Here is a 15,052-nt window from a genome sequence, read left to right as displayed (position 1 = left end):
CAGGATCCAACTTTTTCGCGTCCCGCCTGACAGGCGCGGGCTGCCCGGCGCACCCCGCCCGCCGGCGCACCCCGCCCGCCGGCGCACCCCGCCCGCCGGCGGACCCCGGCAAGCCGGTGTACCTGCGGCCCACCATCGTCGGTCTGCTCGTCCCGGTGGTCCTGGTCCCGCCGATCGTCCTCATGGCCAGGCGCGACCCCGAGTTCGCCGAGGCCGGCGACCGCAGCCACACCAACAACCCGATCGCCGCCGCCCTGCCCGGCGTCGTCGACGGCAACCCGGACATCGACGTGGTCCCCTGCTCCGACCCGAACGCCGAGGCCCGCGTCGTCGGCCGCGAGGACGACACCACCGACGGCGAGAACGCCTGCCGCACGTACCCCGCCGCCGACGGCTGCTTCACCTCCAAGCACGGCAGCGACAGGTACACCCTCTGCCGGCAGGGCCTGGAGACCCCGGCTTCAGCCGGGGGCGCCCGGGCGGTGGACGCTGAGGTCGCCGTAGGAGCGCAGGGCGCCGGCCGGGTCGCCGGAGCCGTTCCGCAGGACGGCGTCCAGGAAGGCGAGGGTGGCCGCGGCGACGGTGCGCGGGCCCCCGGTGCGGCCCAGGGAGCCGACGAGCGAGGGCACGGGCGGCAGGTACAGGGGGCCGTCCATGAAGGTGAGGTGGGCGGCGCCGGGGATGGTGAGCCGGTAGCCCGGCGCGGTGCCGGCGTCGAGCGCCTCGGTGAGGCGGGGCAGGTAGCGCGGGTCGCTGTCCGGGGTGACGGCCTGGGTGAGGGCGAGCGTCGGCCGGCCGAGGGCGGGCGTGGTGGGGCCGTGGGGGTAGCCGTCCAGGTCGACGACGGCGGCGAAGCGGCGGTCCTGCCGGGCCGCTTGGAGGGCGGCGGCGCCGCCCATGGAGTGGCCGGTCACCGCGGCCCGGCCGGTGTCCAGGCGTCCGGTCAGCGGGTCGGCGCTCCCGCCGCGGTCCAGGGTCTCCAGCCGGGTGAGGACGAAGCCGAGGTCGGCGGCCCGGACCGCCGTCCAGCCGGCCGCCAGCTCGTCGTCCTTGTCCCGGTCGCCGCTGGAGGAGGTCTCGGAGCGGATCGTCCGGCCGTCGGCGAGGACGACGGCGGCGGAGTCGTACGGGTGGTCGAGCGCGGCGACCACGTAGCCGTGGCTGGCCAGTTCCTCCGCCCAGGCGGTGTTCTGGGTGCGCACCCCGCCCGACCCGGGGGAGAACAGCACGACCGGGAACCGTTCGCCGCCACCGGCCACCGGGGCGTCGAAGACCGAACGGCTGCGGGCGCGCGGGACGCCGTCGACCAGGAAGCCCGGCAGGCCGACGCCGCGGGCGAGGGCCTCGGAGACGGTGCGCGCCTCGCGTTCGGTGCGTCCGAGGTACTGGGCCCGCCGCGCGCCCGCGGGGATCTTCCCCGCGGGGTACCAGAGTTGGACCACGACGGTGCGCAGGTCGTCCGGGTCGGCGGTGAAGGTCTCGGGGCGGTGCGGGTCGGTCCACTGCACCACGCGGGTGCCGACCGCGAAGCCGCCCGACGGCTCGGGGAACACCGGTACGGGAAAGGCCCAGGCGGCCACCGGGCCCGTGGCGATCAGGCCGACGCAGGCCGCCGATCCCGGCAGCGCCAGCCACCAGCGGGCCCGCCATGCCGGCCGGCCGCTGCGGCGCAGCGGTCGCAGCAGGGGTCGCAGCAGGAGAGCGAGGGCGAACGGCGCGGCGAGGGCGGCGCCCGCCAGGACCGGCAGCAGCTGCCAGCGGATACCCACCACACCGAGCGCGATCGCGCACGGCACCAGGACCGCCACCGCCGCGACCGTGGCGCGCGGGCGGGCGGCGGGCGGAAGCCAGCGTGCCACCACCAGCGCGACGGCGGCCGGCAGGGCGAGGATTTCCAGGGGGGACATGGGCAGTCCCGGGATGATCTCGGTCACCGGGCCATGCTCGGCGCCGGGCGCGCGCCGCCGCATCGGCCACCGGTCGCCGCCGCGTGCCACCGGGGGAGCGGTCCGGGGCGGTCCGCGTGCGACCGCGGTGGCAAGCGGGCTGGCCTGCGCGGCGTCCGTGCTGCGACCACGGGAGGTGGCGGGACTCCTCCTGCGGTCGTATGCCGGTGCGGGGCGGTCAGACGGTGGGATCATGCGCCGCGCGGGGCCGGCGCCCTACCGTGACAGGGCCGCGGTACGTGCCGGGGCGGCGCGAGGCGTACGGTCCCCGTGCCCTACGCGCCGGACGTGCCCGACCCGGGGCCACCATGACGCCGAATCGACAGGGACGTGCGATGACCGAGGCGGCCGCCGAACCCGGCCACGCCCACCAGAACCACGTCCGCGTACGGGCGCGGGCCCGGTGGGCGAGGACGGCCGCACGGCTGACCGGCCACGCCGACCTCGCCCGCACCCGCGCCCGGGCCGCACGACCGCTGAAAGCCGCCGCGCGCCGGGCCTCCCGACTGCCGCCCACGGCGTGGGACGCGCTGCCGGCGACGCTCCTGCTCCTCAACGTCGCGACCACCCGCGCGCCGCACGAGCTGCCGGTGGCCGTGGCCATCACCGCCGCCCTCACCCTGCCCCTGCTGTGGCGGCGCCGGGCCCCGCGCACGGTGTTCGCCGCCGTGGCGACCGCGGCCCTCGTCCAGTGGCTGGTGGACGTCCAACTACCCGCCGACGTCGCCCTGTTGGTGGCCCTCTACACGGTGGCCGCGACCTCGGGCCGGCGCGGCACGCTCGTCGCCGGCGCCGTCGTGGAGGCCGGGGCCCTGCTGGCCTGCCTGCGCTGGGCGACGGGCGGCGCGTTCCTGACCCCCTTCGTCGCGGTCACCGCGCTGGCCGTGGCCGCCGCCGTCCTCGGCGTGAACGTGCGCACCACGCGCGCCTACCTCGCCGCCCTGGAGGAACGGGCCGCACGCCTGGAACACGAGCAGGAACAGCAGGCGCGCCTGGCCGTCGCCGAGGAACGGACCCGCATCACCCGCGAGATGCACGACATCGTCACCCACAACCTGTCCGTCATGGTCGCGCTCACCGACGCCGCCGTCTACGCCCAGCACCGCTCGCCCGACAGGGCCACCACCGCGATGCTCCAGATCTCCGAGACCGGTCGCCAGGCCCTGACCGACATGCGGCGCTCCCTGGGCATCCTGCGCACGGACGAACCGGACGCGCAGCGCCACCCGCCGCCCGGCATCGCCCAACTCGCCTCCCTCGCCGACCAGATGGGCGCCGCCGGGCTGCCCACCCGCCTCGATGTCCACGGCGGCCACGCCCACATCCCCGCCACCGCCCAACTCACCGTCTACCGACTGGTCCAGGAAGCCTTGACCAACACCCTCAAGCACACACCCGCCGGCACCCGCGCGACGGTCCGGATCCACTGCGCGGCCGCGACCGTCACCGTGGACGTCACCGACACCGGCCCCCGCCCGCCCCAGCCCGCCCCCACCACTGCCGCCGTCGTCGTACCGTCCGGCCACGGCATCCCCGGCATGCGCGAGCGCTCGGCCGCCTACGGGGGCACGCTGCACGCCGGACCGCTCCCGGACGGCGGCTGGCGGGTCCACACCCGCCTCCACCTCGACAGCGCCGGAGCGCCGCCCGCATGACGATCCGCATCCTGATCGCCGACGACGAAGCACTCCTCCGGATGGCCTTCAGCACCGTCCTGGAAGCCCAGCCCGACATGGCACCGGTCGGCGAAGCCGCCGACGGCGCCCAGGCCGTACGCCTCGCCCGCGAACTGCGCCCCGACGTCGTCCTCATGGACGTCCGGATGCCCGGCACCGACGGCATCGAGGCGACCGAGCAGCTCATCACGGCCTCCCCGCAGAGCAGGGTGCTCATCCTCACCACCTTCGACCTGGACGAGTACGCCTTCGCCGGACTCAACGCCGGCGCCTCCGGCTTCCTGCTGAAGAACGCCAGGCCCGAGGAACTGCTCACCGCGATCCGCAACATCGCCGCGGGCGACGCCGTACTCTCCCCACGGATCACCCGCCGCCTCCTGGAGAACCTCCGCCCGCACATCCCCGACGGCCGCGACCCCGAGCACGACGAGCGGCTGAGCCGGCTCAGCACCCGCGAACGCGAGGTGCTCGTCCAGGTGGGCCGCGGCCTGTCCAACACCGAGATCGCCGCCACCCTGTACCTCGCGGAGGCGACCGTGAAGTCCCACCTGGGCCGCATCTTCCACAAGCTCGAACTCCGCGACCGCATCCAGGCCGTGGTCCTCGCCTACGAAACCCGCCTCATCCACCCGACCTGACCCGCCCGCCCCGCTTGCCGGGCCGCCCAACCCGCCCGCCGCGCACGGAAAGTCGGCCTGGCCGAGGCGCCCGCGAGCCCGCGATACGGCGTCTGCCTGGTCGGAGTGGGCCGGGGCCTCTCATGCGTTCCGGGTTACTCCATCATGATCTTTAGTCCGACACGGGAATATTTCTGTCCTGTCATAGACATGTGCTGGAGGGCTCTCTAGCGTCGTCGGGCGGCGGTCCGAGGGGGCCGCGGTTCCAGGGGGTTGAGATGGACGACAGGTCGGGTCTCACGCGGCTGACCAACACGGGCAACGGCAGCGGCTCGGGGGAGTGCAACCAGAACGACTGCCCCAACGTGTACCGCACCGAGTGGGGGGCCTTCGTGTTTCAGGGGAACGTGTCCGACGCCTTCACGCCGCCCGACGGCGAAGGGCTCGTGGAGATCCCCGAGAGCGTGCTCCGGGAGGCCGTCCGTGCGCTTGGATGGTGATGCTTGGCAGGCCAGGTTCCGGGAGTTCAAGACGGAGGCATGGCGCCTGGAAACCCTCCCGGCCTATAACGTGCCGCAGGAGGTCGAGGAACTGCGGGCCTTCCGGGCGGGTGAGCGGATCGACCCGCATGCGCACTCCAACGATTACACGGACGACCTCAAGCGGGTGCGCCGGGAGAGGAAGTCCAAGGGGCGTGTCCACATTGTCACGCGACCGCTCTCCGAGTACTTGCGCTACGAGTTCATGTACTACCTGCCGCACGCCTGGGCGGGGGAGGACATCCGGATCATGGACGTCACGGATCGCCCCAACCCGCTCGCCGGCGTCTCGGACTATTGGATGTTCGACAAAAGGGAGGTGGTGCTCATGAACTACCTGCCCGACGGAACGCAGATCGACCGCACCGTGTTCGAGGGCGACGTGAGCCCGTTCATCGAGTTCCAGCGGATCGCAATCGCTGAATCGGTGCCTTTCGAGGAGTACGTGAAGGGCATTGACGCTTGATCCACGGGAGCTAGGTCAATCGAACTCCGACCTGGCGGCAATCCTTCAAGAGCTTCGCAGGCGAGCTGGACTCTCCGGGGTCCAGCTCGCTCGGCGTGTCAACATGTCGCAGTCCAAAATTTCCAAGATCGAGACCGGCAGGGTCACGCCGTCGCTGGTTGACGTCGAACTGATCCTGCGGGCGCTGGACGCCCCGCCTGACCTCATCGCCCACGTCACGGCGCTTGCCCGCATCGCCAACACGGAGTGGCAGGATGCGAGGGCCCTGCGCAGGAAAGGGCTCGAAAAGAAGCAAGTGGAGCTCGCGGCGCTCGAGCGCACCACCAGCGAGTTCCGATTCTTTTTGCCAACCATGATCACTGCACTTCTTGCTACGCCCGAGTACATCCGGGCCAGTCTGGCTCCTTTTCCCGGCGATCACTCGAAGGCCATTGCCAAGAAGCTTGAACGGCAGGCCGTCCTCTATGAGCCGGGCAAGCGCTTCAACTTCATTCTGACCGAGCAGGCTTGCCGCTGGCCTCTCGTTCCCGCGCAGGCCATGGCCATGCAGATCGACCGGCTGGCTTCCGTGTCCCGGTTGCCGAACGTGCGGCTCGGGATCATTCCGTTGGCTGGGCACAAGCCCTGGGCGCCGTTGAATGTTTTCACCGTCTACGACGAGGCCCTGGCGACTGTCGAGGTTTCCACGGGCGCGCTTGTGTTCCGCGACCTCCGAGACATTCGGGAATACCTGGATGAGTTCCGTACGTGTGAGGGATATTCGCTCTGGGGTGAGGATGCCCGGGTCAAGCTGGCGGAGTGGGCCGACCACTATCGGGGGACACCGCAAGATCTTTAGTCGATAGCGGGAATATTGTTGAGCCCGTATCTGGAATTCCCCTAGCCTGGCATCTCATTCCACGAAGCCGAGCGAAGGGGAGTCAGGTGTGCCCGTTGCCGTGAAGTCCACCGGTCCGCACCGGAGCAGGGAGGCGGCCGGCGGCCCCGAGAAGCCCGATCGGGCGGCCGTCGAGGTGGCCCGGCAGGCAGTCCTGCGCCTGGAACGTCCGCGGCACCGAAACCGGCACTGATGCCATCCCAACTGGTGTGATGATCACGGGATTTGGTGTGGATGGGGTGGGTTGCGGGATCGTGGGCCGACCGCGCGAGCGGCGCGCGGGAGCGGCCGCCGATGAAGGGGCGAGACCCATGAAGAAGATCGCTGCGAAGCTCTGGCGGACCATCCGGGGCCCGATGCAGTGGCGCGTTCTGTGGCTGTGGCACTCGAAGTTCATGGTCGGGGTCACGGGCATCGTCCGAGACGACGAAGGCCGGGTGCTGCTCCTCAAGCACCGGATGTGGCCGGAGGGCCGGCAGTGGGGCCTGCCGACCGGCTACGCCGACAAGGGCGAGAGCTTCGAGGAGACGATCATCCGTGAGGTCGAGGAGGAGACCGGACTCACGGTGAAGGTGTGCGAGCTGGCGTACCTGAAGAGCGGATACAAGCTGCGCGTCGAAGTCGCCTACGAGGCGCTGTACGTCAGTGGACGGATCAAGGCCGCTTCGTTCGAGATCCTGGAGGCTCGATGGTTCTCACCGGACGATCTCCCCGAGGGAGTACAGGAGTCGCACCGGCAGCTGATCGGCCGTCAGCGGTTCTGACCCTCGGCCGCTCGCTCGCCCCTTCCTGCCTGGGGCCGAACGAGCACCTGGCCGGAGACCCGGCCGAGCGCGCGGAACTGGCGCACCTGCTCGCCGCGCGAAGGGCGACAGCGGCGCTGGACCAGGCACACCCGCACGTGACGTTCTCGCTGCTGCACTGGGTGCTGGACACCTGGGCGGACGAGTCGGCGCGGGAGGTGTTCCGGCAGGGGGCGGCCCTCCTGGCCGACCGCTACCGGGAGCTGGGGCTGAACCAGCTGCTGCCGATCGATCGGGTGTGGGTCGGAGTGCGCTCGACCCAGCCCGATGCGTTCGGCGGGTTCCACCACCCGGACCAGGGCTACCGGCACGAGCAGATGGCTTCCGTGATCACGCGGTACGGGCGGCTGAGTGACCCCCGGCTGACCTCGCCCGAACTGGTGGCTCTGGACCTGCTGAGGTCCTACGCGCACGACTGCCTGCACTGGGGGTCGTTCCGGGAGTACCGGTTCCAGGACGGGCACGTGGGCCGAAGCCGGTACGGGATCAACCGGCGTGACCGGCAGGGGCGCACCTACTCGGCGCGGGACAGGGACGACGCTGTCTCGACCCGGAACCTCGGGATCGTGATGGAGGGGACGACCGACCGGGAGGCCCGGACGATCGCGGCCACGGTGGCCGACCGGCTCGACCTGGCCGAGCGGATCGCGCTCCCCGATCGGTTGGCCTTCCGCGACACCACGGGCCGCCTGGAACCGTCCGACTTCGACCACGCGGAGCCCGGCATCGCGACCCGCTTCCACCTGGCGATGGCCGGATACGAACACGGTGTCGGGGCGCGGTATCAACGCTTCCTGACCGACACGGGCGGGGCCGACTCGGACGCGCTGCACGGCCTGATAGTCGCCGCGATGATCAGCGGAAACCTGTCCGGCCTGACCGGCTGGCTCGACCAGCGGCACGGTTCCCGGGCGTTCCCGCGCATCTTCCGCTCATCGGCCTACACCGGGCCGGACCCCGGCCGGTAGCCGCCCCCTGGCCGACCGTCCGTGCGCCGTCGCCCCGTGGCGCACGGGAGTGTTTGTCCCGGACGGCCTGCCGCCCACCGCGCGGCGCCGGCGCGTCAAGGCCCGCAGCCGCAGGAGCCCGACGAGCACGTACGGGCCGAACGCGGGAGAACGCCCGCGAACCACCCGGGCCTACGCCCTTTCCGTCGGGATCCACGCCGTGGACGACGGGCGTGCATCACGCCGCCGCCGGTAGACGCGGCGGCGTTGAAATCCTAGTTGTATTCGAACCAGGTCAGGATGGCCTTCACCCGGCGGTTGTCCTCGCCGGAGGGCATGCCGAGTTTCAGGAAGACGTTCCCCACGTGTTTGGCCACGGCGGCGCCCGAGAGGAACAGCTCCGCCTCGATCTCCGCGTTGGAGCGGCCTTCGGCCATGAGGGCGAGCACCTCCTGTTCGCGGGCCGTGAGCCGGGCGAGCGGGCCCCGCGGCGGGTCGGCGCGGGTGACGTGGCGAACCACCTCGGGGTCGATCACCACGCCGCCGCCGGAGACCGTCTCGACGGCCCGCAGGAAGTCCGCCACTCTGCCCACCTTCTCCTTGAGCAGGTAGCCGACCGCCCCGTCGGCGCCCGGGCCGTTCAGGAGTTCGCGCACGTACGGGCCCGTGACGTAGGCGGAGAGGACCAGTACCGGCAGGCCCTGGTGCCGCGACCGAATGTCGATCGCGGCCCGGAGTCCGTCGTCGGTGTTCCCGGGCGGCATGCGGACATCCGTGATCACCAGGTCGGGGGCGGCTCCGGCGGCGGCGAGGTCGTCGACAGCGGCGACCAGTTCGTCGGCGTCCTCGCATTCGCGGACCACGTCGTGGGCACTGGAAACCAGGATCTCCCGGATTCCGGCGCGTATCAGCAGACTGTCGTCCGCCAGGATGATTCTCACAATCGATTTCCCATCGCTTTTCCCTGTCGAATTCCGTCACCACGGGGGTTGGGCCGGGGCGGATGCCACGACCTCCGTTCCGCCGCCCGGCGGGCTGGTGATTTCGAGGTTCCCGCCGACGCTTCGCATCCGCTCACGCAGTCCGGAGAGCCCGGATCCGGTGCTGATCCGCGCGCCGCCGGCGCCGTCGTCGCCCACCCGGACGCGGACGCCGCTCTCGGTGCACCGCATATCGATCCGGGCGCTCCCGACGCCCGCGTGCTTGGCGATGTTCGTCAGGGCCTCGGAGACCGTGAAGTACACGGCCGTGGCGATCGGCGAGGAGAGCCGGGCGTCCGTGCCGGTGCTGGTCAGTTCGACCCGCAACGGTGATCTGGCCACCAGTTCCCGGACGGCGGCGATGAGACCGAGGTCGCTCAGTTCGCCGGGGTGGATGCCGCGCACCGTCTCCCTCAGCCGTTCGAGCGCGTGCTCCGCCTGGGCCTGGGCCTGGCGGGCCAGCCGGACGATCCGTTCCTGGTCGGTGGCCGTCGCCGCGGCTTCCAGGATTCCCAGGCGCATGACGAGGGCGACGAGTTCCTGCTGGGCGCCGTCGTGCAGGTCACGCTCGATGCGCCGGCGCTCGTTCTCGAAGGCCGCCGTCAGCGAGGCCCGGCTGGCGCGGAGTTCCTCCAGTTTCACGAGCAGGTCGGGGTTCCGGCTCCCCGAGAAGGCCCGCAGGAGCAGGTCGCGGAGCAGGGAGACGCCGGCCAGCGCGCCCACGGTGACCGCACCGAGGGCGATTCCCGCGGGCACCGCCACGAGGGTTTCCCACAGGGCGGCCGGGGTGAAGGGGCCGACTTCCGCGGCGATGCCGAAACCCCACAGGACGGGGGAGAAGACCAGTGCCAGAGCGCCGATGAATCCGAAGAAGCCCACCAGCAGCGAGAGCGCGGACAGGAGCGCGGCGGTGACGAACACGGGCAGGTCGGTCCTCCACACCGACCGTGTCCGAAGCCGACCGGCCACCCACTGCGGCCGGCTGCGGTCGGCGGGCCGCAGCGGCATCGTCCGGACTCCGCACCACTGCGCCCTGGAGCGGTCCAGTTCGGCCACCACCGGAACCGAGACCGGCGCGGCGAGAACGGAAATCAGGAGAATCGGAAAGGCGGCCGCGGCGACGAATTCGGTCAGCAGCCTCCGGGCAACACGAATCTGCGCCATGATCAATATTTTCGCACAGTTCGGATCGGTCGGGCGGTAGAGCCAAGTCTACCTCCGATAGCAGTGCAGGCTCCCGTGCACTCCACTGCCCGGCCCTGTTTTCCTTGATTCATGCCATTTTCCACCACCGCTCCCGTGCCGTGCATTCGTTTGCGCGGCCTTCGGACGGAATTCCCCATTCCCGGCCGCCGGGGCGAGACGACGCGCGTCCTGCACGACATCGACCTGGATATCCCCGAAGGCCGGCTGACCGCCGTCGTCGGCCCCTCCGGTTCGGGCAAGTCGACGCTCCTGCTCTGCACGGCCGGGCTGGAGCGGGCGACCGCGGGGTCCGTCGAGATCCTCGGGACGGACGTCCGCTCACTCGGCGCCCGCAAGCAGGCCGCGTTCCGCAGCGAGAACATCGGCTTCGTCTTCCAGGAGTACAACCTCGTCAGCTCGCTGACGGTCGAGGACAACATCGCCCTGCCGGCGCGGCTCGCCGGCCGCCGGGTGCCCAGGGCGCGGGTCGAGGACGCCATGGCGCGGCTCGGCATCGCCAAGCACGCGCGGCGACGCCCCGACCGCCTCTCCGGTGGCGAGCGCCAGCGCGTCGCGGTGGCCCGGGTGGTGGCGAACCAGCCGCGGATCGTCTTCGCCGACGAGCCGACGGGTGCGCTCGACCTCAGGGCGGGCCATGTGGTGCTCGACTGGCTGCAGGCGCTTCCCGCGCAGGGGAGCACGGTGCTCATGGTCACCCACGACCCCCATGCGGCCGCGCGGGCCGACCAGGTCGTGGTGATGGGGTCCGGGCGGGTGCACGCCGTCATCCCCGGTGGCGACTCCCGCGCGGTGGGCGACGCCGTCCTCGCGGCGCAGTCGGCGGACGAAGCGGGCGGGCAGGAGTCGTGATCCGGCTCGTGCTGTCGGACATCCGCCTGCAGGCGTCGATGTGGTGGTGGACGCTCCTGTGCGCCACGGTCGGCGCGGCGTGCTCGGCGGGCTCGGCCATCGCGATGTTCACCGCCGTCTCGGCGGCGCGGGCGGCGGGTGACGCACGGATGGTCTCCGCGTCGATCGCCCTCGGCGGCAACATCGTCTTCTTCACCGTGCTCGCCGCCGTGGGCGTCGTCGCCTCCGCGGTCGGTCTGACGCTGACGGCCCAGCGGCGCGAGCACGCCCTGTGGGTGATCCTCGGGATTCCGCGCCACCGGGTCAGGTCCATCCTGCGGACGGAGATGGTGGTGCTGGGCGCGGTGGCCGGCGCGCTGGCCGCACCGCTCGCCCTGCTGGTCGCGGGTGTCGCCCTCGCGCAGTGGAAGGGGACGGGTCTCGAACTGCACGGGGCCTCGGTCGGGTTCCGGTTCTGGTACGTCGGCGTGAGCGTGCTGTCCGGACTGGTTCCGTGCCTGCTCGGGGGCTGGGGCGTCACCCGGCGGGCCGCCAGGACGCCGGAGATGCGCGCCTTCCGGGACTTCGCCGATCCCCCGGCGCGCCCGGGCGTGGCCCGCGGTGGCCTCGCCCTGTGCCTGCTCGCCGGTGTGGTCGGGATGTGGGTCCCCGGCCTGGGCCTCGAACTCCAGGGCGGGCTCGCCCAGCGGACGGCCTTCGCGTTCGCCGGGAACCTCTTCCTCGTCTGCCTGCTGCTGCTGATGGGGCCGTGGGTGCTCACCCCGCTGATGAGGCTCTGGACGGCGCTGGTGCCCTCGCGCGGCGTCGCCTGGCACCTTGCCGTGCAGTCGTGCCGGGCCCGCGCGACGAGGAGCGTCACCACGGTGCTGCCCTTCGCGCTCTCCCTGTCGTTCGTCGGCCTCTTCATGGTGATGGGGAAGGTCATGCCCGCAGGCAGCGCCGGGCTGGACGACATCCTGGTCGTGCTGGGCTGGGTCTTCGCCGTGTCCTGGGTCGGGGGCCTCGCCGTGATCGCCCTCGTCGGGCGGGAGCGCGCCCGTGACTGCGCCGTCGTGACGGTGGCCGGCGCGCGGCCGGGCGTGGTCACCCGGTCGATGGTCTACGAGGGGGCGATCTACGCGGGGACGGCGATCGTCTTCGGCGCGCTGTTCGTCGCCGTGTCGGGTCTCACCATCGCCCTGGGAGCCCGGACCGACGTCGTCCGGGTCCTGGCGGGCCTCCCCTGGGCCACGCTCGGGGCGCTCGCCGCCGGGACGCTGGCCACCACCTGCCTCGCACTGGTCCTGCAGGCGGCCCGGGTGTCGCGCACGGTCGCGGTCCGGGCGCTGCGCTCGTGAACCGGGGCGCGGGAACCCGCACCACCATGCTCGTCGACGAAGGAAGAACCCGATGGAACCGACCACCCGCACGCTTCTCGCCTTCGGCTCAGCCGCGCTCCTCGGCCTCGCCGCCACGGCCTGCACCACGGACGGCGCCACGGACGGCGCATCGGCCGACGCGACCGTGGAATCGAAGTCCTTCGACTTCGCCGGCGGCAGCCTGACCGTCGACTCCGGCTCCGCCGACCTCGCGCTGGTGGCCGCCGACGTCGAGGGCGTCCAGGTGGAACGACGGGTCAGCGGCAGGAAGGTCGGCGGGGAGGTGGGGTCCGGCTGGCAGCTCGAAGGGGGCACGCTCACGCTCTCGCTGGACTGCACGGGGATCTCGGTGAACTGCGGCGCGAAGTACACCGTGAAGGTGCCGCGCGCCGTCGCCGTCACCGCCCGGAGCGGCAAGGGACGCATCGAGGCCACCGGCCTCACCGCGGACTTCTCGGCCAGGACCGCCGGCGGCGACGTCCGGCTGTCGGACCTCCACGGAGCCAGGCTGACCCTGGAAGGCGGCGACGGAAGCATCAAGGGCGACGGGATCTCCGCCCGGTCCGTCAGCGTCACGTCGCGCAACGGCGACGTCGACCTGGGCCTGGCCGCCGTGCCCGACCTGGTCGACGTGCAGAGCAGGGACGGCAACGTCGAACTGGGCCTGCCGGAATCGACGTACGCCGTCCGCACGGCCGCGAAGAAGGGCGACGTCACCGTGAACGTCGCGAAGGACGACGCGAGCGGCCATTCCGTGGCCGTCCGGACCCGCAACGGCAGCATCGCCATCGGCAAGGGCGGGAAGTCCTAGCCGCCGCGCGGCAGCCTACGCCGCGCGGCAACCAGGCCGGAAGCGTTCGATCGAGCGCGAAAGCCGAACAGGAAAGCCGAACAGGAAAGTCGACCAGGAAAGAACGAATGTCCAGCAACCCCCTCTCCGGAACCAAGGCACCTCGGGTACGGCGGCGTACAGCCCTGGCGCTCGCCGCGTCGATGACGGCCGCTGTGGCGATGACGGCGTGCTCCCACAACTCCACGGACGACTCGGCCTCTCCGGCACCGGGCGCTACCCGGGTAAGCGCCGACCTGCAGAAGCTCATGAGCACCGCGCCGTGGTCGTCGGGCCAGTGGGGCCTGCAGGTCGCCGATCTGCGGACGGGGAAGGTCGTCCAATCCCAGGGCGCCGATTCCCGGTTCATGACCGGTTCGACGGCCAAGACCTTCGCGGTCGGTGCCGCGCTCGATGTCCTGGGAGACGACCATCGCTTCCGTACGCCCGTGGTGCATTCGGGTACGGTCTCCGCGGACGGGCGGCTCTCCGGCGATCTCATCCTGGTCGGGAGCGGCGATCTGGCACTCGGTGGGCGGACCACCGCGTCGGGCGGACTGGACGTCACCGACTTCGACCACTACGACGCCAACGCCGTACCCGGCATGGCGACCATCACCGAAGAGGACCCGCTGGCGGGCGTCAACGAGCTGGCCCGACAGGTCGCGGCCAGCGGAGTCCGCCACGTCGACGGCGACGTGGTGATCGACAACCGACTCTGGGATCCGGTGTCGATCGGCGGGGTGCCGCTCACTCCGACCGTCGTCAACGACAACCTGATCGACGTGCTCGTCACGCCGGGCGCACCCGGCGACCCGGCCAAGGTCGACTGGCGCCCGAAGACGGCCGCCTTCGGCGTCGACGCGCAGGTGACGACCACACCCGCCGGAAGCAAGCCGACGGTGACGACCGAAAGCGCGAGCCCTGGCCATATCCGGGTCCGAGGTTCCGTGCCCGCGGACGCGAAGGCCCCCTTCGTGACGACTTACCAGGTTCCCGACCCGGCGGCGTTCGCCCGCACCGTCCTCATCGAGGCACTCGCCAGAAACGGCGTCAGCGTATCCGCCCCCTCGCTGGGAGCGAACCCCGACAGCAGGCTTCCCCCGTCGGCGGACGTGGGCTCGCTGCCCGTATCGGCGACCTACACCTCTCCGCCCTTCAAGGAGTACGCGAAGCTGATCAACAAGGTCAGCCACAACCTCGGGGCGAACCTGCTGCCGCCGCTCATGGCAGCACACAACGGGCAACGAACCTACGCGGACGGCATGAAGACCGAGAAGGAGTTCCTCGCCCACTCGGGTGTGGACCCGAACTCGGTGAGCCTCGTCGATGCCCAGGGCCTCCCCGGCGACAAGGCGACGCCGACCGCCCAGGTGGCGCTGCTGCGGCACCTGGCACGACAGGACGACTTCGACGTCTTCTACGACTCCATGCCGAGCATGGGCGTCGACGGTTCGCTCGCCGACGTCATCGAGCGCACCGACCCCGCCGCAGGACACATCCGTGCGAAGACCGGCACCCTGGTCAGTCCCTACCAGGGCAAGCTGGCTCTCGGCACCAAGGCGCTCGCAGGCTACATCGACGCGAAGGACGGCCACCGCTACGCCTTCGCGATCTACGTGAACAACATTCCGGTGCCCAGCGACTCCGTGAGCGATGCCATCGACCTCGCGCTCAAGGCCAACAAGCAACTGGGAGCGATGGCCGCCGCCATCTACAGGTCGCCCAAGGCGTGAAGGCCATCCTGACCTGGTCCGAACACGACCAGGACTTCAACGCCGTCGCGTTGACCGGCGGCGGCGTGATGCACCACCGCCGCGCACACGCTCGGCCACGAAGGCGCCGCGCAGGAAGTCGGCCCGGCGACTCTGCTGGCGAAGTCGGTTGGGTTGGGCGTGGGACAGTAAGTGTCTGTCGGTCGGGGCGGGTTGGCTGTCTGTGGGGGTGGGTCGTGTTGCG

Annotated in this window: 14 protein-coding genes; 11 read left to right on the top strand and 3 right to left on the bottom strand. The window is 71.5% G+C overall.

Annotated elements, in window-relative coordinates; genetic code table 11:
• Window positions 1–461: 461 nt before the first annotated feature.
• The gene (locus ACFU6K_RS11650; RefSeq protein WP_380662372.1) at window positions 462–1,970 is read right to left on the bottom strand and encodes an alpha/beta hydrolase family protein; all 1,509 of its coding nucleotides are present in this window, start codon (window positions 1,968–1,970) and stop codon (window positions 462–464) included.
• Window positions 1,971–2,281: 311 nt separating this feature from the next.
• Here ACFU6K_RS11650 and ACFU6K_RS11645 point away from each other — a divergent pair, with 311 nt between their 5' ends.
• The 7 genes from ACFU6K_RS11645 (at window position 2,282) to ACFU6K_RS11615 (ending at window position 7,892) form a co-directional block, all read left to right on the top strand.
• Window positions 2,282–3,601 (top strand): sensor histidine kinase, encoded by a 1,320-nt coding sequence (locus ACFU6K_RS11645; protein WP_380662371.1) that lies wholly within the window; start codon window positions 2,282–2,284, stop codon window positions 3,599–3,601.
• On the top strand, window positions 3,598–4,260 hold the full coding sequence (locus tag ACFU6K_RS11640) for a response regulator (RefSeq protein ID WP_380662370.1): 663 nt from the start codon (window positions 3,598–3,600) through the stop codon (window positions 4,258–4,260). The genes ACFU6K_RS11645 and ACFU6K_RS11640 overlap by 4 nt, the downstream gene beginning before the upstream one ends.
• Window positions 4,261–4,517: 257 nt before the next feature.
• Window positions 4,518–4,739: a hypothetical protein gene (locus ACFU6K_RS11635; RefSeq protein ID WP_380662369.1), complete on the top strand. Its 222-nt coding sequence runs from the start codon at window positions 4,518–4,520 to the stop codon at window positions 4,737–4,739.
• Entirely contained in the window at window positions 4,723–5,244 is a 522-nt protein-coding gene (locus tag ACFU6K_RS11630; protein ID WP_380662368.1) for a DUF6879 family protein, read from the top strand. Before ACFU6K_RS11635 ends, ACFU6K_RS11630 begins: the two co-directional genes overlap by 17 nt.
• Complete coding sequence (locus ACFU6K_RS11625) at window positions 5,234–6,082, top strand: Scr1 family TA system antitoxin-like transcriptional regulator (protein ID WP_380662367.1); 849 nt, start codon at window positions 5,234–5,236, stop codon at window positions 6,080–6,082. Before ACFU6K_RS11630 ends, ACFU6K_RS11625 begins: the two co-directional genes overlap by 11 nt.
• Before the next feature lie 350 nt (window positions 6,083–6,432).
• Window positions 6,433–6,885, top strand: a complete 453-nt coding sequence (locus ACFU6K_RS11620) for an NUDIX domain-containing protein (protein ID WP_380662366.1) — start codon at window positions 6,433–6,435, stop codon at window positions 6,883–6,885.
• Window positions 6,886–7,022: 137 nt separating this feature from the next.
• On the top strand, window positions 7,023–7,892 hold the full coding sequence (locus ACFU6K_RS11615) for a hypothetical protein (RefSeq protein WP_380662365.1): 870 nt from the start codon (window positions 7,023–7,025) through the stop codon (window positions 7,890–7,892).
• Between the two features lie 254 nt (window positions 7,893–8,146).
• On the opposite strand, the gene ACFU6K_RS11610 is transcribed toward ACFU6K_RS11615, so the two are convergent.
• Both ACFU6K_RS11610 and ACFU6K_RS11605 read right to left on the bottom strand, forming a co-directional pair.
• A complete protein-coding gene (locus tag ACFU6K_RS11610) occupies window positions 8,147–8,812 on the bottom strand; it encodes a response regulator (RefSeq protein WP_380662364.1) in 666 nt (221 codons plus the stop codon).
• 36 nt (window positions 8,813–8,848) lie between these two features.
• Window positions 8,849–10,015, bottom strand: a complete 1,167-nt coding sequence (locus ACFU6K_RS11605; protein ID WP_380662363.1) for a histidine kinase — start codon at window positions 10,013–10,015, stop codon at window positions 8,849–8,851.
• A 111-nt stretch (window positions 10,016–10,126) separates the two neighbouring features.
• On the opposite strand from ACFU6K_RS11605, the gene ACFU6K_RS11600 reads away from it, so the two are divergent.
• The 4 genes from ACFU6K_RS11600 to dacB all read left to right on the top strand — a co-directional run bounded on the left by ACFU6K_RS11600 (window position 10,127) and on the right by dacB (window position 14,829).
• Window positions 10,127–10,906: an ABC transporter ATP-binding protein gene (locus ACFU6K_RS11600; protein ID WP_380662362.1), complete on the top strand. Its 780-nt coding sequence runs from the start codon at window positions 10,127–10,129 to the stop codon at window positions 10,904–10,906.
• Window positions 10,903–12,243, top strand: a complete 1,341-nt coding sequence (locus tag ACFU6K_RS11595) for an FtsX-like permease family protein (protein WP_380662361.1) — start codon at window positions 10,903–10,905, stop codon at window positions 12,241–12,243. The genes ACFU6K_RS11600 and ACFU6K_RS11595 overlap by 4 nt, the downstream gene beginning before the upstream one ends.
• Window positions 12,244–12,295: 52 nt before the next feature.
• Window positions 12,296–13,075, top strand: a complete 780-nt coding sequence (locus ACFU6K_RS11590; protein WP_380662360.1) for a DUF4097 family beta strand repeat-containing protein — start codon at window positions 12,296–12,298, stop codon at window positions 13,073–13,075.
• Window positions 13,076–13,182: 107 nt separating this feature from the next.
• A complete protein-coding gene (gene dacB, locus ACFU6K_RS11585; protein WP_380662359.1) occupies window positions 13,183–14,829 on the top strand; it encodes a D-alanyl-D-alanine carboxypeptidase/D-alanyl-D-alanine-endopeptidase in 1,647 nt (548 codons plus the stop codon).
• Window positions 14,830–15,052: the final 223 nt, after the last annotated feature.

It is taken from the genome of Kitasatospora sp. NPDC057512 (assembly GCF_042802135.1).
Classification (GTDB): Bacteria; Actinomycetota; Actinomycetes; order Streptomycetales; family Streptomycetaceae; genus Kitasatospora.
The sequence above is the reverse complement of the archived record's forward strand: the minus strand, read 5'-3'. Positions and strand labels throughout refer to the sequence as shown.

Bases quoted from the DNA above. Each gene is read 5' to 3' on its own strand.
- ACFU6K_RS11650 (WP_380662372.1), bottom strand. From the start codon at position 1,970: ATGCGGCGGCGCGCGCCCGGCGCCGAGCATGGCCCGGTGACCGAGATC.
- ACFU6K_RS11645 (WP_380662371.1), top strand. From the start codon at position 2,282: ATGACCGAGGCGGCCGCCGAACCCGGCCACGCCCACCAGAACCACGTC.
- ACFU6K_RS11640 (WP_380662370.1), top strand. From the start codon at position 3,598: ATGACGATCCGCATCCTGATCGCCGACGACGAAGCACTCCTCCGGATG.
- ACFU6K_RS11635 (WP_380662369.1), top strand. From the start codon at position 4,518: ATGGACGACAGGTCGGGTCTCACGCGGCTGACCAACACGGGCAACGGC.
- ACFU6K_RS11620 (WP_380662366.1), top strand. From the start codon at position 6,433: ATGAAGAAGATCGCTGCGAAGCTCTGGCGGACCATCCGGGGCCCGATG.
- ACFU6K_RS11605 (WP_380662363.1), bottom strand. From the start codon at position 10,015: ATGGCGCAGATTCGTGTTGCCCGGAGGCTGCTGACCGAATTCGTCGCC.
- ACFU6K_RS11600 (WP_380662362.1), top strand. From the start codon at position 10,127: ATGCCATTTTCCACCACCGCTCCCGTGCCGTGCATTCGTTTGCGCGGC.
- ACFU6K_RS11590 (WP_380662360.1), top strand. From the start codon at position 12,296: ATGGAACCGACCACCCGCACGCTTCTCGCCTTCGGCTCAGCCGCGCTC.
- dacB (WP_380662359.1), top strand. From the start codon at position 13,183: ATGTCCAGCAACCCCCTCTCCGGAACCAAGGCACCTCGGGTACGGCGG.